This window comes from Bradyrhizobium sp. 197 (assembly GCF_023073375.1).
Lineage (GTDB): Bacteria > Pseudomonadota > Alphaproteobacteria > Rhizobiales > Xanthobacteraceae > Bradyrhizobium.
In genome coordinates, this window is sequence record NZ_JADPJJ010000068.1 from 14,992 (window position 1) to 41,122 (window position 26,131).

Annotated in this window: 27 protein-coding genes; 13 read left to right on the plus strand and 14 right to left on the minus strand. The window is 64.2% G+C overall.

The window, feature by feature from the left end; genetic code table 11:
• Window positions 1-14 precede the first annotated feature (14 nt).
• The 3 genes from IVB27_RS15565 (at window position 15) to IVB27_RS15575 (ending at window position 2,789) form a co-directional block, all read left to right on the plus strand.
• Window positions 15-1,115 (plus strand): ABC transporter ATP-binding protein, encoded by a 1,101-nt coding sequence (locus IVB27_RS15565; RefSeq protein ID WP_247444367.1) that lies wholly within the window; start codon window positions 15-17, stop codon window positions 1,113-1,115.
• 34 nt (window positions 1,116-1,149) lie between these two features.
• Window positions 1,150-2,139 carry a hydroxyacid dehydrogenase gene (locus IVB27_RS15570; protein ID WP_247444368.1) on the plus strand — a complete coding sequence of 330 codons (990 nt, stop codon included), beginning with the start codon at window positions 1,150-1,152 and terminating at the stop codon, window positions 2,137-2,139.
• Window positions 2,140-2,309: 170 nt separating this feature from the next.
• Window positions 2,310-2,789, plus strand: coding sequence for a hypothetical protein (locus IVB27_RS15575; protein ID WP_247444369.1), 480 nt, complete (start codon window positions 2,310-2,312; stop codon window positions 2,787-2,789).
• Between the two features lie 2 nt (window positions 2,790-2,791).
• Here IVB27_RS15575 and IVB27_RS15580 read toward each other — a convergent pair whose 3' ends face one another.
• Window positions 2,792-3,289 (minus strand): DUF1993 domain-containing protein, encoded by a 498-nt coding sequence (locus tag IVB27_RS15580; protein WP_247444390.1) that lies wholly within the window; start codon window positions 3,287-3,289, stop codon window positions 2,792-2,794.
• 126 nt (window positions 3,290-3,415) lie between these two features.
• Here IVB27_RS15580 and IVB27_RS15585 point away from each other — a divergent pair, with 126 nt between their 5' ends.
• The 3 genes from IVB27_RS15585 (at window position 3,416) to IVB27_RS15595 (ending at window position 5,785) form a co-directional block, all read left to right on the plus strand.
• Window positions 3,416-4,198, plus strand: coding sequence for a transporter substrate-binding domain-containing protein (locus IVB27_RS15585; RefSeq protein WP_247444370.1), 783 nt, complete (start codon window positions 3,416-3,418; stop codon window positions 4,196-4,198).
• 170 nt (window positions 4,199-4,368) lie between these two features.
• Window positions 4,369-5,253: a DUF2147 domain-containing protein gene (locus tag IVB27_RS15590; protein ID WP_247444371.1), complete on the plus strand. Its 885-nt coding sequence runs from the start codon at window positions 4,369-4,371 to the stop codon at window positions 5,251-5,253.
• Between the two features lie 181 nt (window positions 5,254-5,434).
• Window positions 5,435-5,785: a hypothetical protein gene (locus tag IVB27_RS15595; RefSeq protein WP_247444372.1), complete on the plus strand. Its 351-nt coding sequence runs from the start codon at window positions 5,435-5,437 to the stop codon at window positions 5,783-5,785.
• A gap of 68 nt (window positions 5,786-5,853) precedes the next feature.
• Here the strand turns inward: IVB27_RS15595 and IVB27_RS15600 are convergent, their stop codons facing one another.
• Complete coding sequence (locus IVB27_RS15600; RefSeq protein WP_247346894.1) at window positions 5,854-6,258, minus strand: (R)-mandelonitrile lyase; 405 nt, start codon at window positions 6,256-6,258, stop codon at window positions 5,854-5,856.
• Window positions 6,259-6,281: 23 nt separating this feature from the next.
• Window positions 6,282-6,980 (minus strand): ribonuclease activity regulator RraA, encoded by a 699-nt coding sequence (locus tag IVB27_RS15605; protein ID WP_247346892.1) that lies wholly within the window; start codon window positions 6,978-6,980, stop codon window positions 6,282-6,284.
• A gap of 247 nt (window positions 6,981-7,227) precedes the next feature.
• Between IVB27_RS15605 and pxpB the strand changes: the two genes are divergently transcribed.
• Genes pxpB through IVB27_RS15620 form a run of 3 tightly spaced genes read left to right on the plus strand, consistent with a single transcriptional unit; the run spans window position 7,228 to window position 9,794 of the window.
• The gene (gene pxpB / locus IVB27_RS15610) at window positions 7,228-7,959 is read left to right on the plus strand and encodes a 5-oxoprolinase subunit PxpB (RefSeq protein WP_247444373.1); all 732 of its coding nucleotides are present in this window, start codon (window positions 7,228-7,230) and stop codon (window positions 7,957-7,959) included.
• Complete coding sequence (locus tag IVB27_RS15615; protein WP_247444374.1) at window positions 7,956-8,993, plus strand: 5-oxoprolinase subunit C family protein; 1,038 nt, start codon at window positions 7,956-7,958, stop codon at window positions 8,991-8,993. The genes pxpB and IVB27_RS15615 overlap by 4 nt, the downstream gene beginning before the upstream one ends.
• Before the next feature lie 30 nt (window positions 8,994-9,023).
• On the plus strand, window positions 9,024-9,794 hold the full coding sequence (locus tag IVB27_RS15620; protein ID WP_247444375.1) for a LamB/YcsF family protein: 771 nt from the start codon (window positions 9,024-9,026) through the stop codon (window positions 9,792-9,794).
• Here the strand turns inward: IVB27_RS15620 and IVB27_RS15625 are convergent, their stop codons facing one another.
• The 5 genes from IVB27_RS15625 to IVB27_RS15645 form a co-directional block, all read right to left on the minus strand.
• Complete coding sequence (locus IVB27_RS15625; protein WP_247346884.1) at window positions 9,795-9,947, minus strand: hypothetical protein; 153 nt, start codon at window positions 9,945-9,947, stop codon at window positions 9,795-9,797.
• A gap of 205 nt (window positions 9,948-10,152) precedes the next feature.
• Window positions 10,153-11,766 carry a sulfite reductase subunit alpha gene (locus tag IVB27_RS15630; protein ID WP_247444376.1) on the minus strand — a complete coding sequence of 538 codons (1,614 nt, stop codon included), beginning with the start codon at window positions 11,764-11,766 and terminating at the stop codon, window positions 10,153-10,155.
• Window positions 11,763-13,541, minus strand: coding sequence for a NirA family protein (locus tag IVB27_RS15635; protein ID WP_247444377.1), 1,779 nt, complete (start codon window positions 13,539-13,541; stop codon window positions 11,763-11,765). Before IVB27_RS15635 ends, IVB27_RS15630 begins: the two co-directional genes overlap by 4 nt.
• A gap of 329 nt (window positions 13,542-13,870) precedes the next feature.
• The gene (locus IVB27_RS15640; protein WP_247444378.1) at window positions 13,871-15,034 is read right to left on the minus strand and encodes a CmpA/NrtA family ABC transporter substrate-binding protein; all 1,164 of its coding nucleotides are present in this window, start codon (window positions 15,032-15,034) and stop codon (window positions 13,871-13,873) included.
• Complete coding sequence (locus tag IVB27_RS15645) at window positions 15,031-15,621, minus strand: ANTAR domain-containing response regulator (protein ID WP_247346876.1); 591 nt, start codon at window positions 15,619-15,621, stop codon at window positions 15,031-15,033. The genes IVB27_RS15640 and IVB27_RS15645 overlap by 4 nt, the downstream gene beginning before the upstream one ends.
• A gap of 111 nt (window positions 15,622-15,732) precedes the next feature.
• On the opposite strand from IVB27_RS15645, the gene rimO reads away from it, so the two are divergent.
• Window positions 15,733-17,058, plus strand: a complete 1,326-nt coding sequence (gene rimO, locus IVB27_RS15650) for a 30S ribosomal protein S12 methylthiotransferase RimO (RefSeq protein ID WP_247444379.1) — start codon at window positions 15,733-15,735, stop codon at window positions 17,056-17,058.
• Window positions 17,059-17,068: 10 nt separating this feature from the next.
• Here rimO and IVB27_RS15655 read toward each other — a convergent pair whose 3' ends face one another.
• On the minus strand, window positions 17,069-18,010 hold the full coding sequence (locus tag IVB27_RS15655; RefSeq protein ID WP_247444380.1) for a hypothetical protein: 942 nt from the start codon (window positions 18,008-18,010) through the stop codon (window positions 17,069-17,071).
• 522 nt (window positions 18,011-18,532) lie between these two features.
• On the opposite strand from IVB27_RS15655, the gene IVB27_RS15660 reads away from it, so the two are divergent.
• The gene (locus IVB27_RS15660; RefSeq protein ID WP_247444381.1) at window positions 18,533-19,723 is read left to right on the plus strand and encodes an acetylornithine transaminase; all 1,191 of its coding nucleotides are present in this window, start codon (window positions 18,533-18,535) and stop codon (window positions 19,721-19,723) included.
• A gap of 88 nt (window positions 19,724-19,811) precedes the next feature.
• Here the strand turns inward: IVB27_RS15660 and IVB27_RS15665 are convergent, their stop codons facing one another.
• From IVB27_RS15665 to pcsA, 3 genes are all read right to left on the minus strand, one after another.
• On the minus strand, window positions 19,812-20,786 hold the full coding sequence (locus tag IVB27_RS15665; RefSeq protein WP_247346867.1) for a quinone oxidoreductase family protein: 975 nt from the start codon (window positions 20,784-20,786) through the stop codon (window positions 19,812-19,814).
• A 75-nt stretch (window positions 20,787-20,861) separates the two neighbouring features.
• On the minus strand, window positions 20,862-21,596 hold the full coding sequence (locus IVB27_RS15670; protein WP_247444382.1) for a TerC family protein: 735 nt from the start codon (window positions 21,594-21,596) through the stop codon (window positions 20,862-20,864).
• A complete protein-coding gene (gene pcsA / locus IVB27_RS15675; RefSeq protein WP_247444383.1) occupies window positions 21,593-22,360 on the minus strand; it encodes a phosphatidylcholine synthase in 768 nt (255 codons plus the stop codon). The genes IVB27_RS15670 and pcsA overlap by 4 nt, the downstream gene beginning before the upstream one ends.
• Before the next feature lie 87 nt (window positions 22,361-22,447).
• On the opposite strand from pcsA, the gene IVB27_RS15680 reads away from it, so the two are divergent.
• Window positions 22,448-23,632 (plus strand): UbiH/UbiF family hydroxylase, encoded by a 1,185-nt coding sequence (locus tag IVB27_RS15680; RefSeq protein WP_247346859.1) that lies wholly within the window; start codon window positions 22,448-22,450, stop codon window positions 23,630-23,632.
• A 3-nt stretch (window positions 23,633-23,635) separates the two neighbouring features.
• On the opposite strand, the gene IVB27_RS15685 is transcribed toward IVB27_RS15680, so the two are convergent.
• Window positions 23,636-24,589, minus strand: a complete 954-nt coding sequence (locus IVB27_RS15685) for an AEC family transporter (RefSeq protein WP_247346931.1) — start codon at window positions 24,587-24,589, stop codon at window positions 23,636-23,638.
• A 106-nt stretch (window positions 24,590-24,695) separates the two neighbouring features.
• Here IVB27_RS15685 and hspQ point away from each other — a divergent pair, with 106 nt between their 5' ends.
• Entirely contained in the window at window positions 24,696-25,028 is a 333-nt protein-coding gene (gene hspQ / locus IVB27_RS15690; protein ID WP_247346858.1) for a heat shock protein HspQ, read from the plus strand.
• A 93-nt stretch (window positions 25,029-25,121) separates the two neighbouring features.
• Here the strand turns inward: hspQ and IVB27_RS15695 are convergent, their stop codons facing one another.
• Entirely contained in the window at window positions 25,122-25,934 is an 813-nt protein-coding gene (locus tag IVB27_RS15695) for an invasion associated locus B family protein (protein WP_247346856.1), read from the minus strand.
• Between the last annotated feature and the right edge of the window lie 197 nt (window positions 25,935-26,131).

Consider the following 26,131-nt stretch of genomic DNA (forward strand, 5'->3'; position numbering starts at 1 on the left):
GGGGTTGAACTGCAATGGCCGACGTTTCCCTGCGCAAGGTGATCAAGCGTTACGACGACGTCGAAGCCGTGCGCGGCATCGATCTCGACATCTCCGACCATGAGTTCATCGTGCTCGTCGGCCCCTCCGGCTGCGGCAAGTCGACGACGCTGCGCATGATCGCAGGCCTGGAGGACATCACCGACGGCGACATCATGATCGGCGGCGACGTCGTCAACGACGTGCCGCCGAAGGACCGCGACATTGCGATGGTGTTCCAGAACTACGCGCTCTACCCGCACATGACTGTCGCGGAGAACATGTCGTTCGGGCTGCGCCTGAAGCACTATCCCAAGGCCGAGATCAAGGCGCGGGTGACGGAAGCCGCCCGCCTCCTCGACATCACCGACCTGATCGACCGCAAACCGAAGCAGCTCTCCGGCGGCCAGCGCCAGCGCGTCGCCATGGGGCGGGCCATCGTGCGTAATCCAAAGGTCTTCCTGTTCGACGAGCCGCTGTCCAATCTCGATGCCAAGCTGCGCGTGCAGATGCGGATCGAGATCAAGAAGGTGCACCAGAAGGTACGAACCACCACGGTCTACGTCACCCACGACCAGGTCGAGGCGATGACGCTGGCCGATCGCGTGGTGGTGATGAACAAGGGCCGCATCGAGCAGATCGGCACGCCGAACGAGCTCTACCACAAGCCGGCGACGCGCTTCGTCGCGGGCTTCATCGGCTCGCCCGCGATGAACTTCCTCCCGTGCCGGCTGGAGGACGCCGGCGGCACACTCCAGATCCGCCTGACCGACCGCATCGCCTTCGCGCTGCCGCCGGCCCGCGCCACGCGCTACAACGCACTGCCGCGCACCGACAAGCTCCTGCTCGGCATCCGGCCCGAGCATCTCACCGAGTCGCACGCGCATCTGGGGCCGGGTGTCGAAACCTTCGACACCGTGCTCGACGTCACCGAGCCGATGGGCATGGAGACCCTGGTCTATTTCGGGCTCGAGGGCACGCCGGTCTGCGGCCGTGTCGATCCCAATGCCGGCGCTGCGGACGGGGCTCCCATGCGTTTGGCGATGGACCTCAACAATATGCACCTGCTAAACGAAGAGACCGGCGTCGTGTTGTGACGCCGGTTTTGGAAACGCGAGCAGGCGGGGAGCAATGGCGACCAACAAAAAGAAGATTTTCGTTACACAAACTTTGTCGCAAGGTGCGCGCGCCCTCCTCTCCCAGCGAGATGACATCGAACTCATCGAGTTTCCGAACCTGATCTCCGCCAAGGACTTCGAGGCCTTGCTGAAGAACCATGCGCCGGTCCATGGCGTGGCGCTTGGTGCCACCGCCTTCGGCGAGACCGAACTCGAAGCGTCGAAGGATATGAAAGTGGTGACGCGGATCGGCGTTGGCTACGATGCCGTCGACGTCCCCGCCCTCTCCCGCCGCAAGGTGCCGCTGATGGTCGCGGGCAGCGCGAACTCGCCCTCGGTCGCAGAGCAGGCGTTGTTCATGATGCTGACGCTGGCAAAACGCGCGCAGGAGATGCACGCCTGCGTCAAGGACGGCAAATGGGCCGACCGGCTCGGCATGTTGCCGTTCGATCTCTACGGCAAGACCGTCCTCGTCATCGGCTTCGGCCGGATCGGCACCCGCACCGCCAAGCGCTGCCTGGCGATGGACATGAACGTGCAGGTCTACGATCCCTACAAACCTGCTGCAGATATCAAAGCGGCCGGCTGCGAGCCCGTCGCCGATCTCGACGCGGCGCTGCCTCACGCCGATTTCGTCACCATCCACTGCCCGAAGACGCCGGAAACCGTCGGCCTGTTCGACGCGGCGCGGATCGGCCGGATGAAGCCGAAATCCTATCTCATCAACACCGCACGTGGCGGCATCGTGAAGGAAGCCGCGCTGTACGACGCCCTGGTCTCGGGCAAGATCGCCGGCGCTGGCATCGACGTGTTCGAGGTCGAACCGCCGCCGGTGAGCAATGCGCTGTTTGCGCTGCCTAACGTGATCATGGCCCCGCATGTCGCCGGTGTCACGGTCGAGGCGGTGAGTCGCATGAGCGAGCAGACCGCGCGCAATATTCTGAGTGTGCTGGACGGCGATCCCATCAGGCAGAACATCATCAACCAGGACGTCCTGGGCTGAGCCGACCTCCGGGGCGGGCGGCCAACCCGTCCGCCTTCGGAACGCCAGAATGCGTCCCATTTTGGTGCAGATCGAGCCCTCACTCAGCCTTAATCAAACCCGCGTAATAGCTCCGGCCGCGGCGGCAGTGGGACAGACTTGCCGGCCGCGTCGAGCTGGAGGATGAACCCTTGTCAGAGATCGACCCGACCGACCACACGCTGGCGACCATCGCCAGCATTTTGGAGCACCCCGAGCCCGTCCTCGTCGTGCGCGAGACCGAGACCGTGACCGTAACAGAAATGGTGGTTGCTGGTGAGCATGTGGTCGCCGACGAGCACCCGATGGTCGATGAGCATCCGGTGGTCGAGGAGCAGCCGCTGGTGCCGGAGCACACCGATGCCGACGGCTACAGCAAGGTCGGTCCGGGGCCGATGGTGGCGATCCGTCTGAAATGGACGGTCCATCGCGGCGACGACAGCCAGTTCTACGTCCACGAGACCATCGGCGAGCAGTCCGTGTCCGTGATCAGCGGCCCGATGACCAGCGAGGCTGCCGTGCATTTCGTCGACGCGCACGAGGACGAGGCACATCGGCGCTTCGAAGAGCTGCGCAGCGAGATCGCCGGCCGCAGCTCGCTCGCCGACTACGAGCGCAAGGGCGAAGCCTAGGCTTATCGTCGTCCGAGATAATCCTTCTTTACGAGCTCGACACCTGCGTGCCGCAAGAGGTCGTAGGTCGTCGTCACGTGAAAGAAGAACTGCGGGACGCTGAAGGTCAGTAGCAGCGTCCGTCCGGTGAACGGCAGCTCGGTCCCGTTTTTCAGCCTGAAGAAGACATTCCGTTCCGCCGCGGCGTCGATCTCCGCGCGCGGCAGGCTTTCGATGAACTCGATTGACGTCGCAATGCGAGCCTGAAGACCGGCCATGTCGTGCTCCAGCACCGGCAGCGTCACCCGCTCGCGCTCGGCCAGCAAGGCCGAAGCGACCGTGGCATGGCGGCAGGCCTCGCCGATCTGCTGCGCCAGATCGTACATGTTGGGCGCCATGCGCATGCCGAGCAGGACCGCCGGATTGAACTTCCGGGCTTCGGCATAGGCAACGCCCTTGTCGAGCAGTGCGGACAGGTTGCGCAAGTAAGGCACGAAGATGCCGACCGAGGCGTCATACATCGAGATCGTCACTTCAAAATTCCCTTCAATTCCGCCTCGCCAGCGACGGGCATCTGGTCTAAATCCAAGCCTCAAGAGCTGCACAATGACAGCTCGGGCATGGGTGGAAAAGAGATGATCGTTCGGATGACCATTCGAATTTTGGTGGCTTTGGCCGTGGTCCTGCTGGCAAACATTTCGGCCCACGCACAGCAGGCGACGCCCTCCCGCCTCGACGAGATCGTCAAGCGCGGCACTTTGCGCGTCGGCATGACCGGCGATTACAAGCCCTTCACCTATCTCGACAAGACAACGCAGCAGTTCAGCGGCTTCGACGTCGATATGGCCGAGGCGCTAGGCAAGGCGCTCGGCGTCAAGGTTGAATTCGTGCCGACAGCCTGGCCAAAGCTGATGAAGGATTTCGAGGCTGACCAATTCGACATCGCCATGGGCGGCATCTCGGTCACGCTCGACCGGCAGAAGAAGGGCTTCTTCTCCACGGCCATCATGCGCGAGGGCAAGACGCCGATCGCGCGCTGTGCCGATGTCGGCAAATACCAGAGCATCACCGACATCGACAAAAAGGGCACCCGTGTGATCGTCAATCCCGGCGGCACCAACGAGCGCTTCGCGCGTGCCAACATCAAGGACGCCGACATCACCGTCTTCCCCGACAATACCGTGATCTTCGATGAGATCGCCAAGGGCAATGCCGACCTGATGATGACGGACGCCTCCGAGACGCGCTACCAGCAGAAGCAGCATTCTGGCGTGCTCTGCGCGGTGCATCCCGAAAAGCCGTTCGATTTCTCCGAGAAGGCCTATTGGCTCCAGCGCGACATGGCGCTGAAGGCGTTTGTCGACCAATGGCTGCACATCGCCATAGAGGACGGCAGCTACAAGAAGATCTACGCCGCCTGGTTCGACTAGGGCGCGTCCTCCTGTCGCTTGCCCCGGCCAAACTTTGGACCGGCTCCGGTGTTATTGAACCCGGAACAGCCGGAGCACGACTCATACGGTGACAGTGATCTAGATCACTTTTTGCGATCGCACCGGGGCGTAAGCGTCGGTGCGGGGACCACCTGTTTCAGGAGACGGAAATGAGGAAGCTGTTGGCCACGGCCGCATTCCTTTTGGCGAGCACCGCTGCGCAGGCGCAGTACACCTTCGACTATGGCGGGCGCACCATCCGCATCGATCCCGACCGCGGCACGGTGCAAATTCCCGGCGTCTATGACAACACCGGGCAGGGCAAGGCAAAGAAGACCAAGACCGACGCCAAGGGGGCTCCTAAAGCGGACCCGCAGGCACCGCAACAAGCTAAGGCCGATCCGCAGCCGCCGGCCAATCCGGCGCCGGTACCCGCGCCTGTCGTAGCACCTCCGGCGGCCGAGCAGGCCCCTGTCCAGGCTCCCGTGGCGCCTCCTGCCCCGCCGGCGCCTCCGGCCACCACAGCTAACAATGCTCCGGCCGAAGACGCGCTTGTGCCGCCGCCTCAGCCGGCCCCGAGTGCTGCTCCGACGATGGCCGCAGTACCGCCCGCACCGCCTCCACCGCCAGCCCCGACGGTCGCAGCCGCGCCCCCGGCTCCGCCTCCCGTCCCGGCGCCTGCGCCTGCCCCCGTTCAGTCGGCTGCCGTCGCGCCGCCGGCTCCCGCGGCCGCGCGCGATCTCAATTCACCGCTCGGCGTCTGGCTCACCGAGGAGAAGGAAGGCAAGATCCGGATCGAGCAATGCGGCAACAATCTCTGCGGCTATTCGGTAGATTCGAAATCGAACCAGAACGGCGAGCAGGTCCTGATCAACATGAAGCCCGGCAAGGATCAGAACAAGGACCAGAAATGGTCCGGCCGCGTCCTCGATCCGAACTCCGGCTCGACCTACGATTCAACCATCGCGCTGAAGGGCACCGATCGGCTGCGCGTGCAGGGCTGCGCCTTCGGCGGCATGTTCTGCGGCGGCCAGACCTGGACGCGTGCGAACTGACGTCGAGGCGACATTCTGACGGAGACAAAGGGGCTTGCAACGCGGGCCCCTTTGCTTTTGTCCGCCAAGTCGTTTGCGACGTGCGCGACGTCACAGAGCCCGTCGCGCGCGTGACAGCCCTCACATCGCCGGTACGGCGCCCATGCCAGGATCCCCGCAGGCTCAACCACAGGGGCGTGTCATGAACGGTTTTCGCAAATGTCTTTTCGCCACGATCGTCGTCATCGCGTTGCCGGCCGCTCAGGCCCGCGCTAGCACTTTCGACGGCGCATGGAATGTCCGTATCTCATCGTCGAGCGAGACCTGCGGTAACGGCTCGACCGTCTCGATCGGCATCAACAATGGTCAGATCGCGTCGAGCAGCGCCGCAGTGACGGCGTCCGGCCGCGTCGCGGATGCCGGCCGCATCAATGTCACCTTGAGCACCGGCATCAAGCGCGCCGTCGGCTTCGGCCGGCTCAGCGGCACCTCAGGCTCCGGCACCTGGCGCGGCACTATGTGCACGGGCACGTGGACGGCGGAAAGGATGTAAAGTGCCGTGTCCCGGACGAGCAGCGACACATCGCGGTACGCGATGCGGCTGGTCCCGGGGCACGAGAGTTAGCCGACCGCCGCCCCATATTCCGCGTCGGTCACCGGCTCCAGCCAGGTCGAGAACACGCCGTCGAGCGCTTCCTGCATGGCGATGTGGGTCATGCCGTTGGTCGGCGTGGCGCCGTGCCAGTGCAGCTCGCCCGGCGGAATCCAGACGGTGTCGCCGGGGCGGATCTCCCTGACGGGGCCGCCCTTGGACTGGACCCGGCCGACTCCCGAAATCACGTAGAGCGTCTGCCCGAGCGGATGGTGATGCCAGTTGGTGCGCGCACCCGGCTCGAACGACACGCGCGAGCAGTTCAGCCGCGCCGGCGCGGGCGCCATGATCACGGGGTCCTGAAGGACCGTGCCGGTGAAGTGTTCCTTGGGCGCACGGCGGGTCGGCCGCGTGCCTGCGACAGTGATCTCCATGGGGTAACCTCGCTTGCTGTCTGTTACTTTTTGCTTGCGGCGTAGCGCGCCTTGGTCTCGGCGTTCATGGGATAGAGGCCCGGGAGCACCGCGCCGTTGTTCACCTCGTTGACGATCCAGGCTTCCATCCGCTCCTGCTCGACACTCTCATTGAGCACGTGTTCGAGCATCGCCTGCGGGATCAGCACGCAGCCGTCCTGGTCGGCGACCACGATGTCGTTCGGGAATACCGCAACGCCGCCGCAGCCGATCGGTTCGCCCCAGCCGACGAAGGTCAGGCCGGCAACCGACGGCGGCGCGGCATAGCCGTCGCACCAGACCGGCAGGTTGGTGCCGAGCACGCCCTCGACGTCACGCACGACGCCGTCGGTGACGAGTGCTGTGACGCCGCGCTTCATCATGCGCGCGCACAGGATGTCGCCGAAGATTCCGGCATCGGTGATCCCCATGGCATCGACCACGGCGATGCAGCCCTCCGGCATTGCTTCGATCGCGGTCCGAGTCGAGATCGGCGACGACCAGGATTCCGGCGTCGCCAGATCCTCGCGCGCCGGCACGAAGCGCAGCGTGAAGGCCGGTCCCACCAGGCGCGGCAGACCCGGGCGCAGCGGACGCGCGCCGCGCATCCAGATGTTGCGCAGGCCCTTCTTCAGCAGGACCGTGGTGATGGTGGCGGTGGTGATGCCGGCGAGGGTCTTGCGGGCTTCGGGGGACAGCGACATGGAAACAGACGAGCTCCGGATGGGCGGGAATGAACGCGCGCATCTTGCGAGGTGCGGGCGTGCCGTCAAGGGCCAAGAAGGTACCAATCATGCAGAGCCGCAGCGCTGTTATGCGTTGCGATAACAAGGCTTTATCGTCTTCCCCTGCATTAATTTATTGGACTTGGGGGCGCATTTACGCGAAGCAGGAAGAAGCGGAACTCAAGGCCGAGCCCGCGTATCTCCAGAAGCCCGATTTCGACAGCCCATGTCCGCGACGCTTGCCCCGCCCCGCCTTCTGCCCAGTGGCGACAGCGCCGTCACGGTTGAATTCAGCCGTACCATCGACGACGCCGCCAACCAGCGCGTGCTGGCACTCGACAAGGCGCTCGCAGCAAGCCCCATCGACGGCGTCACCGAGTCCGTGCCGACCTATCGCTCGCTGCTGGTGCACTACGACCCCGTCAAGATCGGCTTTGACGCACTCGGCGACAAACTGCTCGCGCTCGCCAGCCAACCGTTGCCGCCGGCCACCAATGCGCGCCGCTGGCGCATTCCCGTCGCCTATGGCGGCGAGCACGGCATTGACCTCGAGGATGTCGCGAAGGCGCTGAACACCACGCCCGACGACATCGTCGCCCGCCACGTCGCCGGCGACTATAAGGTTGCCATGATCGGCTTCACGCCGGGCTGGTCCTATCTCAGCGGCCTCGACAAGTCCCTGCAGATGTCGCGGCGACAGAATCCGCGGCTGCTGACGCCTGCCGGCACGATCTCGATCGGCGGCATCCAGGCCGGAATCCAGTGCCTGGCTGCGCCCAGCGGCTGGCACCTGCTTGGCCGCACGCCGGTGCGGACCTATCAGCTCCACCGCAATCCGACCTTCCTCACCGAACCCGGCGATCGCGTGACGTTTTTCGCAATCGACCATAAGACGTTCGAGGAACAGGATCGCGCCGCCGAGGCCGGCGAGATCATTGCCGAGCAGGTGGTCGCATGAGCCAGCTTGTGATCGCCAGCATCGGGCCTGCAAGCTCCGTCCAGGATGGCGGACGCCACGGAGCGCAACGCTATGGCCTGACAGTCAGCGGAGCGATGGACCGCCTGTCGCTCGCGGCAGCGAACACGCTTGTCGGCAACGAACCGTTCGCCGCCGTTGTCGAGGTAGGCCCGTTCGGCGCCTCGTTCACCGCCCGCGACGGCGCCGTGCGCGTCGCAATTTCAGGCGCGCCGCGCAATGCGGACGTCGCCGGCAGTCCGGTCGGCATGGACACATCAGTGACGCTGAAGGATGGCGAGACGCTGACGCTGGGTTTTGCTCGCGGCGGTGCGTTCACCTATCTGGCGATCGAAGGCGGGATCAAGGGCGAGCCGGTGTTCGGTAGTCTCGCGGTCAACGCCCGTGCCGGCCTCGGCAGCCCCTATCCGCGCCCGCTCCAGGCCGGTGACGAATTATCTGTCAGCGCCGCAAGCGGTGCGCCGGAGTTGCGCATCGAACTGCCGAAGCTATCGAGCGGTCCGATCCGCGTCCTGCTGGGACCGCAGGACGACGAGTTCGACGACGCCAACAAGGCGCTGTTCCTCGACAGCGAATGGAAGATCTCGGCGACCTCCGATCGCATGGGCTACCGGCTCGAAGGCCCCGCGATCAAGCATCTGCACGGCCACAACATCGTCTCCGACGGCACGGTCAACGGCAGCATCCAGGTGCCCGGCAACGGCGCGCCGATCGCGCTGATGATGGACCGCGGCACCTCCGGCGGCTACCCGAAGATCGCAACCGTGATCACGGCCGATGTGGGCCGCCTCGCGCAGACCTCGGCAGGAACGGCATTCCGCTTCAAGGCGGTCAGCATGGCCGAGGCGCAGGACGAGGCGAAGAAATTCGCGCAAACCATCCGCAGCCTGCCCGATCGCCTGCGCTCTGCCGACACCGCCGCGCTCAACATCGAAGCGCTCAGCGATGCCAACGTCGCGGGCTATGCTGTGAGTGCCGTCGATGCCGGGACCTGGCAGGTTGCGGCCGAGCCGTAAACGACAAGAAGACCAAAGCCGGAGGACACCATGAAGACGATCGATCTCAATTGCGATCTCGGTGAAGGTTTTGGCGCGTGGGAGATGGGCAACGACGCTGCGATGATCGAGCTGGCGAGCTCGGTCAACGTCGCCTGCGGGTTTCATGCCGGCGACCCCGACATCATGCGCCGGACAGTCGAGCTTGCGAAGGCGCGCGGCGTCTCGGTCGGCGCACATCCCGGCTATCGCGACCTGCACGGTTTTGGCCGGCATCCGATCGCGGGGCTAAAAGCCTCCGAGATCGAGAACCTCGTCGCCTACCAGATCGGCGCGTTGCAGGCGATCGCGACGGCCGCCGGCCACAAGGTGACGCATGTGAAGGCGCATGGCGCGCTGTCCAACGTCGCCTGCGAGGACGACATGACCGCGAAGGCGATCGCAGCCGGCATCAAGGCGGTCGATCCCGGCCTGATTTTCGTCGTGCTCGCCAACTCGAAGTTGGTGAAGGCTGGCGAAGACGCCAATCTGCCGATGGTGCACGAGGTGTTCGCCGATCGCGCCTATGAGGATGACGGCAACCTCGTCTCGCGCAAGAAGCCTGGCGCGGTGCTGCACGACGCCAAGGCCATTGCCGACCGCGTAGTGCGCATGGTGCAGGATGGCGCGGTGGTCTCGGTGACAGGCAAGGTCATCAAGATGCGCACCGACACGGTCTGCATCCACGGCGATACGCCGGGCGCAGTCGACATCGCGCGCGGCCTGCGTCAGGCCTTGAAGAATGCGGGAATCGAAGTGGCGCCGTTCAAGCGCGGGGCGTGATCAGAACGGGTGTACCGAGAGCGTGCCGAACACGATGGCCGCGATGACGGCGAAGGCGCTGTACATCGCGGCATGATGCATGCTCGCCGCGGTCCGCCGCGAGAGCGAGCGCGCGTAGAAGTGCAGCCTGGCTTCCGCCGATAGTTCGCGCATGGTCGATCTCCAACGCCCCATTTCCGGGATTATGAAGGATCAATCCGGGTGGTGGGCAAGACACCCGCGGAAATAGCTATGCGGGTTCTCCTAAGAAGCCCAATCGAAGATGCAAATTCTCCTCGCGGGCGGGTTCCGAGCATCTTATTCGTTAAAGTCCGAGGCGATCGGAACCGACTGGCCCGCCTGTGCTCGTTGCCGCGCCTTAATACACGTCAGCCTGGAAGCGGCCGGTCTTCTTGAGCTCGGCGACAAAACTGACGGCTTCGTCGGTCGAACGTGCTCCGAACTGGGCGACGATGTCGACCAGTGCACGCTCGACGTCCTTGGCCATGCGCTTGGCATCGCCGCAGATGTAGAGATGCGCGCCCTCGGCAAGCCACGTCCACAACTCGCGGCCGACCTCGCGCATGCGGTCCTGCACGTAGAACTTCTTCTCGCCGTCGCGCGACCAGGCCAGCGACATGCGCGTGAGCAGACCGGAGGTCTTCATCGCGTTGAGCTCCTCCTGGTAGAAGAAGTCGCAATCGCTGCGCTGATGGCCGAAGAACAACCAGTTCTTGCCGGGCGCACCGGTCGCCTTGCGATCGAACAGGAAGGCGCGGAACGGCGCTATGCCGGTGCCGGGACCGATCATGATGACCGGCGTCTTCGGATCCTGCGGCAAGCCGAAGCCGTGCGCCTTTTGCACATAGACCTTGAGCTTCTCGCCCTCGCCGATGCGCTCGCCGAGGAAGGTCGAGGCGACACCGATGCGCTTGCGTTTGCCGATGATGTAACGCACGGAGTCCACCGTCAGCGACAGTTTTCCGGGTGTCGCGTTGTGCGACGAGGAGATCGAATAGAGCCGCGGCTGGAGTGGCTCCAGCGCCTCGACGAAGGCCTCGGGGTGCGGACGCGTGCCCGAAAACTTCTGCAGCGCCGCCATGACGTCGAGCGTAGCGGCATCGCCATCGGGATCCTCGCCCTGCGCCAGCGCCCGCGCCTTCTCGCGTTGCGCGCCGCCGGTGATGAAGGAAAGCAGCTCGAACAGCGTGTCGGGCGCCGGCGACAACGAGACGTCGTCGATCAGCACCTCGCGCAACGTCTTGCCATTGACCTTCGTGGTGTGAGAGGCGCCGAGCAACGCGATGATCTGGTCGACGAGGCCGACCTCGTTGCGCGCAAACACGCCAAAGCTGTCGCCGACGGTATAGTCGAGCTTGCTCTCGGAGAGATCGAACTCGACGTGATAGGTTTCCTTCTCCGACTTTCCCTTGTTGAGAAGACGACGCGACAGGAAGGTCGCCGCAACAGGGTTGTCGCGTGAGCGGCCGGGCTCGGCGATCGTCACGGTCACGGCAGGGGCTGCCACCGCGTCTTGCTTGTCGGACGCCTTGGCCATCGGCGTCTTGTCCAGCTCTTCGTACAGCGACTTCAGCATCCGCGCGGTTTCCTTGCCGCCGGGGACGCAAAGGTTGAGCCGCGCTTCACTGCGGCCCGCGATCGCCTCCGAATAGTCGTGGCAATTGTAGCCGCACTGGCCGCAATCCTGCTGCGCCATCGCCGCCATCATCTTGCGGCGCACGGGACGGCCCTCGGCGAGTTTCATCCGATCCGCGATCGGCATGGTCTGGTCGTGCCACGGAGATTCGCCGTCGTCGCCGTCACCGGCTGCGCCTTGCAACACGGCGGCGCCCTGCTCGGCCGACAGCGGCGCTGCTGCATCGGGCGACAGAAGCCCGGCAAAGAAGCCGTTCAGCCAGGAGCGTTGCGCGTCGGAGAACGGAGCGCTCGTGGGAATGATGTCGAGTTTCGGCGGAGGGCTGATCTGGTTCATGAAGACACCTCGGCATCGGCAAGCTTGCGCAGCGTCTCGCCGTCGTGGCGGCGCGCAAAGGACAGGAACGTTTCGTCGGGAGACGAGCGATGGGCGATATAGGCCTTGAGCAGCCCTTCGACCGTCTTCGGCGCGTCTTCGGCCTTGAGGTCGTGATAGATCTCCTGCCCGACATCGGCATCGGGGCCAAACCCGCCGCCGGTGAAGAGATGATAGCCCTCGACCGTGTCCTCCTCGTTCACCGGCACGCGTGCTCCGATCAGGCCGATGTCGCTGATGTAATGCTGCGCGCAGGAATGGTGGCAGCCGGTGACGTGGATGTTGACCGGCTTGTCCATCTCGACGCGCGGCTCGCACCAGTCGCCGATCTCGGCGGCGTGGCGCTTGGTATTCGCCGCGGCAAAGCGGCAGCCGGCATTGCCGGTGCAGGCGATCAGGCCGGCGCGGATGTGCGAGGCCTCGGCCGCGAGCCCGATCTGCTTGATCGCTGCGACGGCAAGCTCGACATTCTCGTCGCGCACCCCTGATATCAGCAGGTTCTGCCAAACCGTCAGGCGGATATCGCCGTCACCGAGGTCCTGCGCCACCTTGGCGAGGCTCCGCATCTGATCGCAGCTGATCTTGCCGAGCGGCACCGACACGCCGATCCAGTTCAAACCGTCCTGCTTCTGCTTGTGTACGCCGATATGCGCCATGCGGTCCGCGGCCGGCCGCGGCGCACACGCCTCTTCCGGCACGCGCGTAAACGGCTTCTTCAGCCGCTCCTCGACGAGCTTGAGAAAGCCGTCATGGCCCATGGCATCAAGCACGTATTTCAGCCGCGCCTTGTTGCGGTTGGTGCGGTCGCCGTGCTCGATGAACACGCGCACGATGGCGTCGGCAACGACCGTGGCTTCTTCAGGCTTGACGACGATGCCGGAATATTTGGCGAAATCCTTATGCCCGGTGATGCCGCCAAGGCCGAGGCGGAACCAGACCCCGGGCTCGACGCCGAAACCGTCCTTCACTTCAAAGGCCGTGAATGCGATGTCGTTGGTCTCCTCAAGCACGGCGATCCTGCCGGCACCGTCGAAGGCGACGTTGAACTTGCGCGGCAATCCGTACAGCGAGCGATCGTTCAGGATGTGGTAGTGCCACTCGCGCGCATAGGGCCGCGTGTCGATCAGCTCCTGCGGATCGATGCCCGCCGTCGGTGTCCCCGTCACATTGCGGATGTTGTCGGCGCCTGAGCCGCGCGAGCACAGGCCGAGGTCCTGAACGCCCTCGATCAGCTTCACGGCGTTCTTTGGCGGGATCTCGCGAAGCTGCAGATTGGCGCGCGTCGTGACGTGGCTGTAGGGCCCGCACGTTTCATCGGCGAGATCGGCAAGGCCGGACAGCTGCCAGTGCTTCATGATGCCGTTCGGAATCCGCAGACGGCACATGTAGGAGTCCTGCGTCGGCGCGACGTAGAAGATGCCGTAATAGCGCCAGCGGAAATTGTCCGCCGGGCTTGGCGGCGTATTGTCGAGCGCCTGCTGGCGGAGACGCGGATAAGCATCGAAGGGATGCTCGTCGCGCTTGATCTTCTCCTGGTCGGCGAGCTTCTTGCCCGCGGCGATGACCTTGTCCTGCGCCTTGATGTGCACGGCATCGGGGCCGGTCGGTTCGGGGCTCGCCTTGCCGGCGCCGCCGAGACCGCGGCCGACCCGGCTGATCTGCAAACCGCTCGTGAAGCCTTCGAGATAGCGTTTCTGGTCGTCGGTAAAGTCGACTGAGACGGTGTCGATTTTCATGGTCAGTAACGAAGCTCCTGCGGCCACCTGGGTGTCGACGGAAAGTGCACGACCCGCGAGGAACTCGGCTGGCTTGATAGCCGGCTCTGCACCCAACGGTCCGATCAGCTTCGTTGCTGCGGGACTGGCTCAGCAGGCACCTGTGACAGGCTGGCCGCACTGCAACATTCAAGTTGCGTGCCAGCTTTGATGAAATGAAACTTGGTGCAATATCAGATGATTAGGCGCGCCCTAGGGAACTCGCGTCTCTGGAATTCTTATGAAATTCGAGCAGTCGGCCTAAAATTTAGACGCTGATCTCCAGCGCCCAAAAACAATGCAAACGCGAATCAGGCCTTCCAGCGGCCCACCTCGAAGGCCGCAAGATGCCCCCGAATATTCGCGGGATCAAAAGCGGGGCCGGCAAATGCGCCGAATGCCGCGGGGGCTTGCGTGGGCGGCCGTCGGCCGAGAGCGCCGTCGTAGAGGTCGGGCCTGAACACCGCCATCGCTGTCTTGACGCCGTCCGAACTCAACGCCGTCTGCCCCCAGCGCACCATCTGCGCATAGAGCCAGGCGGCCTGGACCGGATCGGGGCGCCCTGCCTCTTCGCGTCCCACCAGAAGGTAGCTGCCACTCTCGCGAAAGGTGCCGTCCGGCGAAATCTTGAGGCGTCCCGTGAGGGTGCGCTGGATGACTTCGGCGTCGACTCCGATCCGTTCGGGCTGCGCCAGGATCCGCGCCGCTTCGGTTCGGTTTTCCGGATGCTCGATGAACTCGGCCGCCTTCACCGCGGCGCGCACGAGGCTAGCGACCACGTCGGGATGCTTGTCGGCCCAGACCTGGCGAACTGCCAGCACCTTCTCCGCCGCGTGGGCGAGGATGTCGGAGACGAAATGCAGGATATGGCCGATGCCGAGATCGACCGCGATCGAATTCCAGGGCGCGCCGACGCAGAACGCATCGACGTGGCCGTTGGCAAGACTGTCGACCATGTAGGGCGGCGGCAGCACCACGAGGCGCACATCCTCGTCGGGATCGACGCCGGCCGCCGCCATCCAGAACCGCAATTGGTAATTGTGGGTGGAGAACGGGAAGGTCATGCCGAAGGTCAACGAATCGGCTCCCGCCTTGCGCCGTTTGGCGACAACGCGTGCCAACGCTTTTGCCGTAGCGAGCGGATCGAAGCGATCGCCGTCGATCTCCTCCATCAGCGCCGCATGAAGCGCCGGCGACACCGTGATCGCGTTGCCGTTGACGCCGAGATTGAAGGGCGCCGCGATCGGCACCTTGACGTGACCGAGCCCGAGCGAGGACGCGATTGCGACCGGCGCCAAGAGATGCGCGGCATCGAACAGGCCGATATTGAGTTTGTCGCGGACGTTGGACCAGGAGACCTCGCGCACCAGCTCGACCTCAAGCCCTTCGGCCGCGGCGAAGCCCTTGTCGACGGCAACGATCAGCGCTGCGGCATCGACCAGCGGAATGAACCCGATGCGGAGAGGAGCGGTCATTTCAGCATCTCCGACGCGGTGATGATCGACTGCGCGATCTCGCCGATTTTCTTCTTCTCGCGCATCGCAGTGGAGCGCAGCAGCACATAGGCCTCGTCCTCGGTGAGGCCCTTCACCTTCATCAGGATGCCCTTGGCCTTTTCGATGATCTTACGATCCTCGAGCTGCGACTTGGTGCGCTCCAGCTCCTCCTGGAGTTTTGCGAAGGCATTGAAGCGGGACACGCAAAGATCGAGGATCGGCTTGATGCGTTCCTTCTTCAACCCGTCGACGATGTAGGCGGAGACCCCCGCTTCCACGGACGCCTGGATCGAGGATGAATCGCTCTGATCCACGAACATCGCGATCGGCCGCTTCACGGCGCGGCTGACCTGGAACATCGCCTCCAGCACGTCGCGGCTGGGATTTTCGAGATCAATCACGATGATGTCGGGGTCGACCGCATAAATACGGGCGAGCAGGCTCTGCATTTCACGGATATGGACGATCTGCGTGAATCCGGCCTCCCGCAACCCTTCTTCGAGGATCGCAGCCCGGATCGGGCTTTCGTCGACGATCACGATTTTGGGTGACTGTTCGGCGCTCATAGCTCACTCACGGCAGGTGATTCACCCATAGCACGCCGGAGGGCCCTGCAAAGGGTTGTAATTATGGGCAATTGGGACTAGCTCAGGCCCGTCAATCAGGCAGATTTGGATATGGATCAGACGGCTGCGCCCAAGGTCAGCTTCGTGTCGCTCGGGTGTCCCAAGGCATTGGTGGATTCCGAGCGTATCATCACGCGCCTGCGCGCCGAGGGCTACGAGCTCGCCCGCAAGCATGACGGGGCCGACATCGTCATCGTTAACACCTGTGGTTTCCTCGATAGCGCCAAGCAGGAATCGCTCTCGGCGATCGGCGAGGCCATGGCCGAGAACGGCAAGGTAATCGTGACAGGTTGCATGGGCGCCGAACCCGAGCAGATCGAGCAGGCCTATCCCGGTGTGCTCTCGATTACCGGCCCGCAGCAATATGAGAGCGTGCTCGACGCCGTGCACCGCGCACTGCCACCGGCGCACAATGCGCATCTCGATCTGGTGCCGCCGCAGGGCATCAAGCTGACGCCGCGTCACTACGCCTATTTGAAAATCTCCGAAGGCTGCAACAACCGCTGCACTTTTTGCATCATTCCAAAACTGCGCGGCGACCTCGTCTCGCGACCGGCCAATGATGTGCTGCGCGAGGCCGAGCGCCTCGTCGATGCCGGCGTGAAAGAGCTGCTGGTGATCTCGCAGGACACCTCGGCCTATGGCGTCGATCTGAAATACGCCGAGAGCCCGTGGAAGGATCGCCAGGTCCGCGCCAGATTCCTCGATCTCGCGCGCGAGCTCGGCGAATTCGGCGCCTGGGTTCGGCTGCAATATGTCTACCCCTATCCGCATGTCGACGAGGTCATCGCCTTGATGAATGAGGGCAAGGTGCTGCCCTATCTCGACATCCCGTTCCAGCATGCAAGCCCCGAGGTGCTGAAGGCGATGAAGCGCCCGGCCGCGCAGGACAAGACGCTGGCGCGGATCAAGCGCTGGCGCGAAGAGTGCCCCGATCTCGCCTTGCGCTCGACCTTCATCGTCGGCTTCCCCGGCGAGACCGATGCCGATTTCGCCTATCTGCTCGACTGGCTGGACGAAGCCGAGATTGATCGGCTCGGCTGCTTCAAATACGAGCCGGTCGCAGGCGCAACGTCGAACGCGATCGGGAATCCTGTTGCGGAAGAGATCAAGCAGGAGCGCTACAACGCGCTGATGGCCCGCCAGCAGAAGATCTCAGCGCGCAGGCTGAAGCGCAAGGTCGGCACGCGCCAGCAGATCATCATCGATGAGGTCGGTCCGACTGTTTCGAAAGGCCGCTCCAAGGCCGATGCGCCCGAGATCGACGGCGCGGTTTACCTGTCGAGCCGCCGCCCCTTGCGCGTTGGCGAGATCGTCACCGCGAAGATCGAGCGCGCCGACCAATACGACCTGCACGGCAGCGTCGCGGGATTCTGACGGCGCTTCGTCACACCAGCCATTTCGGCACCCAGCGCTCCGGTCGCGGCGCACGGACAAGATCAGCTTGCGCCTCGGACAGCTTCGCAGGCTCGCCCGCGATGCTCGGTCGCGCATCGTATTCGAACTTCGGCATGACCCGGCCGTCGGCATAGAGTCCGAACTTTATGGCGTGCCACAGCCCGAGCTCGGGCTGCGCGCGGTGCATCTCCTCACGCAGATCGCGCAGCAGGGATTCGATCGAGCCGGCTTCCTCGAACGGCTGCGGCCCGCGCGTCAGGACGCGCGCCTCGTATTGCTTGCCGACGATCGCGATCTCGAAGTTCGTCTTGTCCCAAGGTTTCTTGTCCCTAGGCAGATGCGCGGCGAGGCGCCAGCCGAGCTCGGCCATCAAGCGATGATTGGCCCAGTAGTCTTCGCGATCCCGGCTCCATTTTTCCACGAAGCCGCGAAAATCGGGCAGCTCCGACGAATTGTCATCGGGCGGCGCCGCCTCCCCGGTCGGCCGTCCGGCGAGCCATTGCGCGAGTTCGACCGTCTGGCATTCGACGTCGTCATGCGGCCGCAGATCGTGCCACGCCTTGTCGAATTGTTGCGATGTCAGTTTTGCGAGCAGGCCATCGAGGCTCGGCGCCAGCAGCTCGTGGTTGCCCTCGGAGCCAAGCCCCACGATCGGCGGATTGTCGCGGTCAAGACCCGCGCCATACCAGCCGCCGACGGCCGAGCCATCCGGCAGCCGCATGAACAGCGAAAACCTGTCGCGCAAGGGACTGCCGTCGAAGATCGGCGCCTGATCGGAAAACTGGCCTTGCAGCGAGAAGCAGCCGACGCTGCCCCAGGGGCGCCCCTTCAGCCAGCCGGCGAAGTCGACCAAAAGGGATGGTGCCTCGATGCCCGGCGGAAACGCGCCGCGAATGCTGTCGAGGTCGATCGGGTAAGGCGTGTCGGACAAGGCTTTAAAACTATCTGGTTGGTCCCGCCCCTCTTGGTCTGAACCGTCATGCGTTCGGTTCGAACCAATTCGCGTTGGTCGATCACAAACGCGCTAGAGACGTGATAGTTTCTAGGCGCACGATCGATAAAATTCAATCGTGCGAGTGACATCCGGCGCATCGTGCCGCGCGCAACCGCATACGAGTTGCGCCTCTTCGTCACCCGCGACGTCACAACCGCTACACGCCGAGCAAGCCACGGATCTGACCTGCCCCATGCACGCTGGCCGGGTGATCTGTAAAACGCGCGCTTGACAAGCCCCGCCATTCGCCTGTATTGCCGCGCCCCATGATCAACGCTCGGACCCATCAGCGCATCGAAATGCTCCGCCGTCGCTTCCGCGACGATGAGAGGGTGCGCCATGTCCGACGACGCCGCTGAACCACTGAATTCAGCCCAGTTTTCGAGAAGGCCGCACCCGCAAGGTGCGGCCTTTTTGCATTTCGCGCGCATTTTTGATCCGCCTCCAGAGGAGTTCGACATGACCACGCACCCGTATGACGCGCTGATGGACATCACCGCTCGGCCCAAGGCCGTGTTCGTCCGCGGCGCCGGCTCCTACCTCTGGGACGACAGCCGCAAGCGCTATCTCGATTTTGTGCAGGGCTGGGCCGTCAACTGCCTAGGCCACTCCCCACCCGCGATCGCCGACGCGCTCGCCGCGCAAGCCAAGCGGCTGTTGACGCCGAGCCCGGCCTTCTACAACGAGCCCAGCCTGAAGCTCGCGCAGGCGTTGGTCGCAAACAGTGCGTTCGACCAGGTGTTCTTCGCCAATTCCGGCGCGGAAGCCAACGAGGGCGCGATCAAGCTCGCGCGCAAATATGGCAGCCTGCACAGAGGCGGCGCGTTCGAGATCATCAGCTTCGAGGGTGGCTTCCACGGCCGGACGCTGGCGACGATGTCGGCCTCGGGCAAGAAGGCCTTTGAGCCACTGTTCGAGCCGAAGGTCGCCGGCTTCAAGAAGGCGAAGCTCAACGACATCGCTTCGGTCGAAAGGCTGATCAACGACAACACCGTCGCTGTGATGCTCGAGCCGATACAGGGCGAGTCCGGCGTGTGGCCTGCAACCGATCAGTTCTTGCAGGAGTTGCGCGCGCTCACCGACGCGCACGATCTCCTGCTGATCTTCGACGAGATCCAGACCGGCATGGGCCGGACCGGCAAGCTCTTCCACTACGAGCATACGGGCATCGCGCCCGACATCATGACTCTCGGCAAGGGCATCGGCGGTGGCGTGCCGCTCGCAGCCCTGCTCGCGACCGAACGCGGGGCCTGCTTCGAGCACGGTGATCAGGGCGGCACATTCAACGGCAACCCGATCATGTGCGCGGCAGGACTTGCGGTGCTCAACGAGGTCAGCAAGCCGGACTTCCTCAAGGCGGTCACCGAGACAGGCTTGCTGCTCGAAAGCGAATTGCAAAAGGTCTCCGCCCGGCACGGCCTCGGCGAGGTGCGCGGCCGCGGCCTGTTGCTCGCGCTCGACCTCAAGCTGCCGATCGCACCCGGCATCGTCGCGCAGGCGTTCGAGGCCGGCGTGCTCCTCAACGCGCCGCAGGTCGACACGCTGCGCTTCATGCCGGCGCTGAACGTCACGCGGGCCGAGATCGCCGAGATGATCGGCTGCCTCGACGGGATTTTGATCAGGGCCGGCGCGGCACGGCGGGTGGCGTAAGGCCTGCCTCGTACCCCCGAACGCAGCGCAGCGCCCCTTCGCGGTGCGCTGCAAAGCCGGGACACGGGAGCAGATGACGACGGAAGAACTACGGCTTCAAGATCGACGCGCCCGTGGTCTTGCGGCTTTCGAGATCGATATGCGCCTTGGCGGCGTCCTTGAGCGCGTAGGCGTGGTTGATCGGCACGTGCAGCTTGCCATTGATGACAGCAGCGAACAGCGTGTCGGCGCCTTCCAGCAACTCCTTGCGGGTGCCGACATAGTCGTTGAGCTTCGGTCTCGTCGCAAACAGCGAGCCATGTGCGTTGAGTTCGGCGATCGAAAACGGCGGCACCGGGCCTGAGGCATTGCCGAAGGAGACGAACATGCCGCGCGGCTTGAGGCAGGATAGCGAGCCCGGGAAGGTCGCTTTGCCGACGCCGTCATAGACGACGTCGCAGCCCTCGTTGCGGCTGATTTGTTTGACGCGCGCGACGAAGTCTTCCTCGTTGTAGAGGATGACGTGGTCGCAGCCATTGGCCTCGGCAAGCTCGGCCTTTTCGCGCGAGCCGACGGTGCCGATGACGTGGGCGCCCATTGCCCTCGCCCATTGGCAGGCGAGCAGGCCGATGCCGCCGGCCGCGGCATGGATCAGCACGCGATGATGCGGCTCGACCTTGAAGGTCTTGTGCAGGAGATACCAGACGGTCAGCCCCTTCAGCATCAGCACGGCGCCCTGCTCGTGGGTGATGTGGTCGGGTAGCTTGACCAGTTTCTCCCAAGGGATATTGCGCTCGCCGGTATAGGCGCCAAGGTTGTAGTAGTAGGCGACGCGGTCGCCGGGATGAAAATTGGTCACGCCCGACCCGACAGCAACGACTTCGCCCGAGGCCTCGTTGCCGGCGATGAAAGGCAGCCCGGGCGCCTTGTACAGGCCGGTGCGGTAATAGACGTCGATGAAGTTGAGGCCGACCGCATGCTGGCGGATGCGCACCTCGCCCGGGCCGGGCGCCGGAACATCGACGCTCTCATAGACCAGGACCTCGGGGCCTCCGACCTTGTGGACACGGACGGCTTTGGTCATCGCCTGACCTCCTCTTCTCGCAGGCCAGCGAAAGGCATCGCGCCCGCCTTGTCAACTCGACACCGGCTGGAATGGCTAGACCGACGGCTTGCCGGTTTTCCTGCGGTTGCGCTTCGCCAGCACGTTGAAGAATTCGACCGCCGCCGAGAACGCGATTGCGAAATAGATGTAGCCGCGCGGGATGTGGAACTGGAATCCGTCCGCCACCAGCGCCACACCGATCAGCACCAGGAACGCCAGCGCCAGCATTTTCGTGGTCGGATGCTCCGCGACGAATCGCGACACCGGCCCGGATGAAATGTACATGATCAGGCAGGCGATCACGACGGCCGCGATCATGATCTCGATGTCCTGCGCCATGCCGATCGCCGTGATGATCGAGTCCAGCGAGAACACGATATCGATGATCACGATCTGGACGATCACCCAGAAGAAGGCGTTACGAGGGGAGTTCTCGTCGCCCTCGCCGTCATCGGCTTCGACCTCACCATGAATCTCGTGCGTTGCCTTCGCGATCAGGAACAAGCCGCCGCCGATCAGGATGAGGTCGCGCCAGGAGGAGCCGTAACCCGAAAACGAAAACACCGGCGCGGTCAGGCCGATCAGCCAGACCAGCAGGCTGAGCAGGATGATGCGGAAGATCAGCGCCAGCGCGAGCCCGATCTGGCGGGCGCGATGCGCCTGATTCTCGGGGATGCGCGAGACGATTACCGACAGGAAGATGACGTTGTCGATGCCGAGCACGATCTCGAGTGACGTCAAGGTGAGGAGCGCGGCCCAGGCTTCGGGGCTTGTCAACAGGTGCATCATGCGAAGGATCTTGTCAGCCGTATCAATGCGTCGCTGAAGCTGATCCAGAGCGCGATCGCGCAGAGCGCGACAGTCACGCCGGTGCCAACGCGAAAGTCCATCTGCAGCGTGTAGAGGGAGAGCAGAGCCCAGATTGCGATCAGCGACATCGTCAGCCAGCGCAGCCGCACGACACGCACCGGATGCAGCACGTGGAACGGCACGAAGGTCAGCACCACCAGGCTTGCTACCAGCAGCGTCGACAGCAGCGGCGGCCAGTGCAGCAGGAACAGATAAAACGCCGCCGCATTCCACAGCGCCGGAAAACCGCGAAAATGATTGTCGTCGGCCTTCATGCGCAGATCGGCGAAATAGAGTGCGCTGGTGACGATGATGGCGACACCTAGCAAGGGTGCAGCGACCGGCAGCAGCAAGCCGCTGGCCACGATCGCATAGGCCGGCACGAACACGTAGGTGACGAAATCGACCACGAGATCGAGCACGTCGCCCGACCAGTTCGGCTGCACATCCTTGACGTTGAGCCGGCGCGCGATCGGCCCGTCGATCGCGTCGATAATGAGGGCGACGCCCAGCCATTGAAACATCGCCGCCCAGTGCTCGCGCACGGCCTCGAGCATTGCCAGCAGCGCGATCGCCGCACCGAACGCGGTGAAGATGTGCACCGAGAAGGCGGCGGCGCGGATCGCGGGCCTGGGCTTCACGGAATCCTCTTGGCTGTCCATGGCTTCTGCTATCAGAATGACACCGGTTTGCACATAAGCCATTGCGGCGCCCGGTCGCACAATTCGTCATAAAATCAAGGAAATATGAGCGGGCTTGAATTTGCCGTGGGGCGTGTCAAATGTCGTTCCATGACAGATGCATCGACACTCTTTGACGCGGCCGTGATCGGCGGCGGACCGGCGGGACTTAGCGCGGCCATCGCACTGGCGCAGGCGGGCGCACGGACCGCGCTGGTGGCGCGGCGCGTGCCCTATGCCGACAACCGCACCACCGCCCTGCTCGGTGCTTCCGTCGATCTCCTGGAAACGCTCGATGTCTGGTGGCGCTGCAAGGACAAGGCGGCATCTCTCGAAATCATGCGGCTCGTCGACGACACGGGCCGGCTGTTCCGCGCGCCGGAGGTCCGGTTCTCCTGCCACGAAATCGGCCTCGATGCCTTCGGCTACAACATCGACAACCACTCGCTGATGCTGGCGCTGGAAGCGCGCGCGGCCGAGTTGCCCGGTCTCGTCCGTTTCGATGACGAGGCCGAAACCGTTGTCATCGAAGCCGACGACGTCGCGATCCGCACCGCCGCCGCGCAATTCCTCTCTGCCCGTCTCGTGGTGGGCGCCGACGGCCGCCATTCGCTCTGCCGCGAAGCCTCCGGCATCACGGTGACGCGGCGCGAGCTGACCCAGACGGCGCTGACCTTCAACGTCGGCCACGCGCGCCCGCATCGCAACGTCTCGACCGAGTTCCACACGCCGCAAGGCCCTTGCGTGTTCGTGCCCCTGCCCGGCGACCGCTCCAGCGTCGTCTGGGTCTCGGCGCCTGCGGACGCCGAACGGCTTCGCGGCCTGGGCGACGCGGAGCTGTCCGCCGCGATCGAGAAGCAATCGCATTCCATTTTAGGCCGCATGACGGTGGAGCCCGGACGCAACCTGTTCCCCCTGGCAATCGAACGCCCCAAATCCTTCGGCCGCGACCGCATCGCGCTGGTCGGTGAAGCCGCCCATGTGGTTCCCCCGATCGGCGCCCAGGGTCTCAATCTCGGCCTGCGAGATGCCGCCGACATTGCCAGGCTCGCAGGCGACGCCATCGCATCGAGTCAGGATCCCGGCGCAGCCGACGTGCTCAAACGCTACGACCGGGCCCGGCGTCCGGACATTCTGAGTCGGACCTTTGCGATCGACATCGCCAACCGCTCCCTGCTCAACGATTTCCTCCCGCTCCAGCCGGTCCGCGCGGTCGGCATGCACCTGCTCGGCGCGTTCGGCCCACTCCGGCGTTTTGCGATGCGCGAGGGCCTGACGCCGACGTGGCGGCGCTAAGGTTTAAGGAAACGCCAGCCGGCCGGTCTGGATCGCCCACATCACGCTGGTCAGCGTGACCACGGACGCAAACGTTCCGAGCAGCACCGCCACGGAGGCAGATTCGATCCAGGCGTCGTTCTGCCGGGCGATGACGAACACGTTCAGCGCCGGCGGCAGCGACGCCATCAGCACGGCGGTCGCGGCCCAGGGCTGCGCGAACGGACCGAACGCCAACATCAGGCCGAAAGCTGCGAGCGGATGGATCAGGAGCTTGACCGCGATCACGCCCGGCACTTCCCAGGGCACGCGGTCGAATGGGCGGAGCGCCACTGTCACGCCGAGCACGAACAGCGCGGTCGGGGCGGCTGCGTTCTGGAGGAAGGTGATGGTGCGGTCGAGCGCGACCGGCATCTCGATATGGAGCGATGCGAAGGCCGCGCCGAAGCAGGCCGACATGATCAGCGGGTTGAGCACGATCTGCTTCAACACGACGCCGAAGGCGTGCACGATCGAGGGATGGTCGCGGTCGGAGAGCTCGATCAGCAACGGCACGATCGTGAACAGGAAGATGCTGTCGCAGCAGAAAATCAGCGCGGTCGGCGCTGACGCCTTGGTTCCGAGCACGGCGAGCGCCAGCCCCGGCCCCATGTAGCCGATATTGCCGTAGCCGCCGGAGAGCCCGGCGAGCGTCGCCTCGCGCAGCGTCAGGCGGCCGAGAAATTTGCCGACGACCAGCGCCAGGGTGAATGCCGCAACTGTCGACAGCGTGGTCGCGATCAGGAACGGCGGGTTGTTCAATTCCGAGAACGGCGTCTTCGACATGATCGCAAACAGCAGCGCCGGCAGCGACACATAGAGCAGGAAGAAGTTCATCCAGGCGAGGCCCGATTCCGGCAGGGATTTGACCTTGCCGCAGGCGAATCCAACGAAGATCAAGCCGAAATAAGGTAGAGCGAGATTGAGGATATCGACCATTGATGAAGTGTTTTCTGAGGACATGGGGGCTATCTGCCCCGTAAGCGCGGGTTAATTCCAGATCAGGGCACTAGCATCGGCCACAATCCTGGTCTATCGACGGGGAATGATTAAAGCGCGGACCGCCAAATTCCAGATCGGACAGGTCGTGCGCCACCGGATCTTCTCGTTCCGGGGCGTGATCTTCGACATCGATCCGGAATTCAACAACACCGAGGAGTGGTGGCTGTCGATTCCCGAGGAGGTGCGGCCCCACAAGGACCAGCCGTTCTATCACTTGCTCGCCGAAAACGCGGAATCGGAATACGTCGCCTACGTCTCCGAACAGAACCTGGTGCCGGACGATTCCGGCGAGCCGGTCCGGCATTCCCAGGTCACCGAGATCTTCATCAAGGACAAGGCCGGCGGCTATCGTCCGCGGAACCCGTCGCTGAACTGATCTTCGCTCGGACACATCTTCGCTCAGACAATATGGGTCAGAAAAAAGGCGCTCGAACCGAGCGCCTTTTTCATGTCCGGGATTGGGTCCCGATTACTTCTGGGCGGTCGGAGGTGCGCCGGGCGCGCCACCTTGCTGCTCGAGCTTCTTGCGCTGCTCGTCAGCCTTCTTCTGAAGCTCTTCCTGAAGCTTCTTCTGAGTTTCCTCGAAGACCTTCGGATCGGTCGGCGGACCGTCATAGGCCTTCTGGAATTCGCCGGCGAGCGGCAGCGGCAGGGTCAGCGGCGCGCCGTTGGCATTGATCGCCTGAACAACGAGGTTCTGGCCCTTCTTCATGTTGTTGATGAACTCGGGCGTGGCCTCGTAGTCGGACATGCAGCCGTTCTGGAAGCAGATCACATACGGGCTCTGCAACGGCGGATTGTTGTCCACGATGATGCGGGTGCCGTGCACCAGCTGCATGCCGAGCGGCAGCGTCACGCGCAGGATCTTCTTCGGCTCGCCTTCCGGCTCGATGATGACGGCCGCGATGACCGGCTGGCCCGACTCGATACGGCCGTCCTTGCCGGTGAAGCAAACTTGCTTGGCATTGGCGTCCTGGCCCTTGAGGCAGAACTTGGTCCAGGGGGCGTAGATCAGCTGGATCTGCTGATCCGCCGGCTGGGCCGCGCCCTGCTGCGCCGGAGCGCCCTGAGCGGGCGGCTGCTGGGCAGGTGCCTGAGCGGCCGGCGCCGGGGCCTTTGGGGCAGCCTTCGGAGCGGCTTTCGGGGCTGCCTTGGGCGCGGGTGCGCCCGGAGCCGGGGCCTGAGCCTCGGCGGCAAACGGGACGGCCAACGCCGTCGCCGTCAACAAGGCGAGAAGTCGCCCGCGCGGCCGGACGGACGCGGCCAAGTAACGGAAATTCATTGCGGAAAACCCTTTCTGAACGGGAAGTGCCCGAACCGCTTCGACGCACCGAACATGGCCGCCTTGGGCGCGGCTCTGTCCCCGTCAAATGAGGCGGACACGTGACGGGCTCGGCGCTCTTGCGCGATTGCGTGCCTTCTTAACGTGGCCGACGAAAAGATCAATGCCGACAAGCGTCTTTGACCGCGCCCTGACGT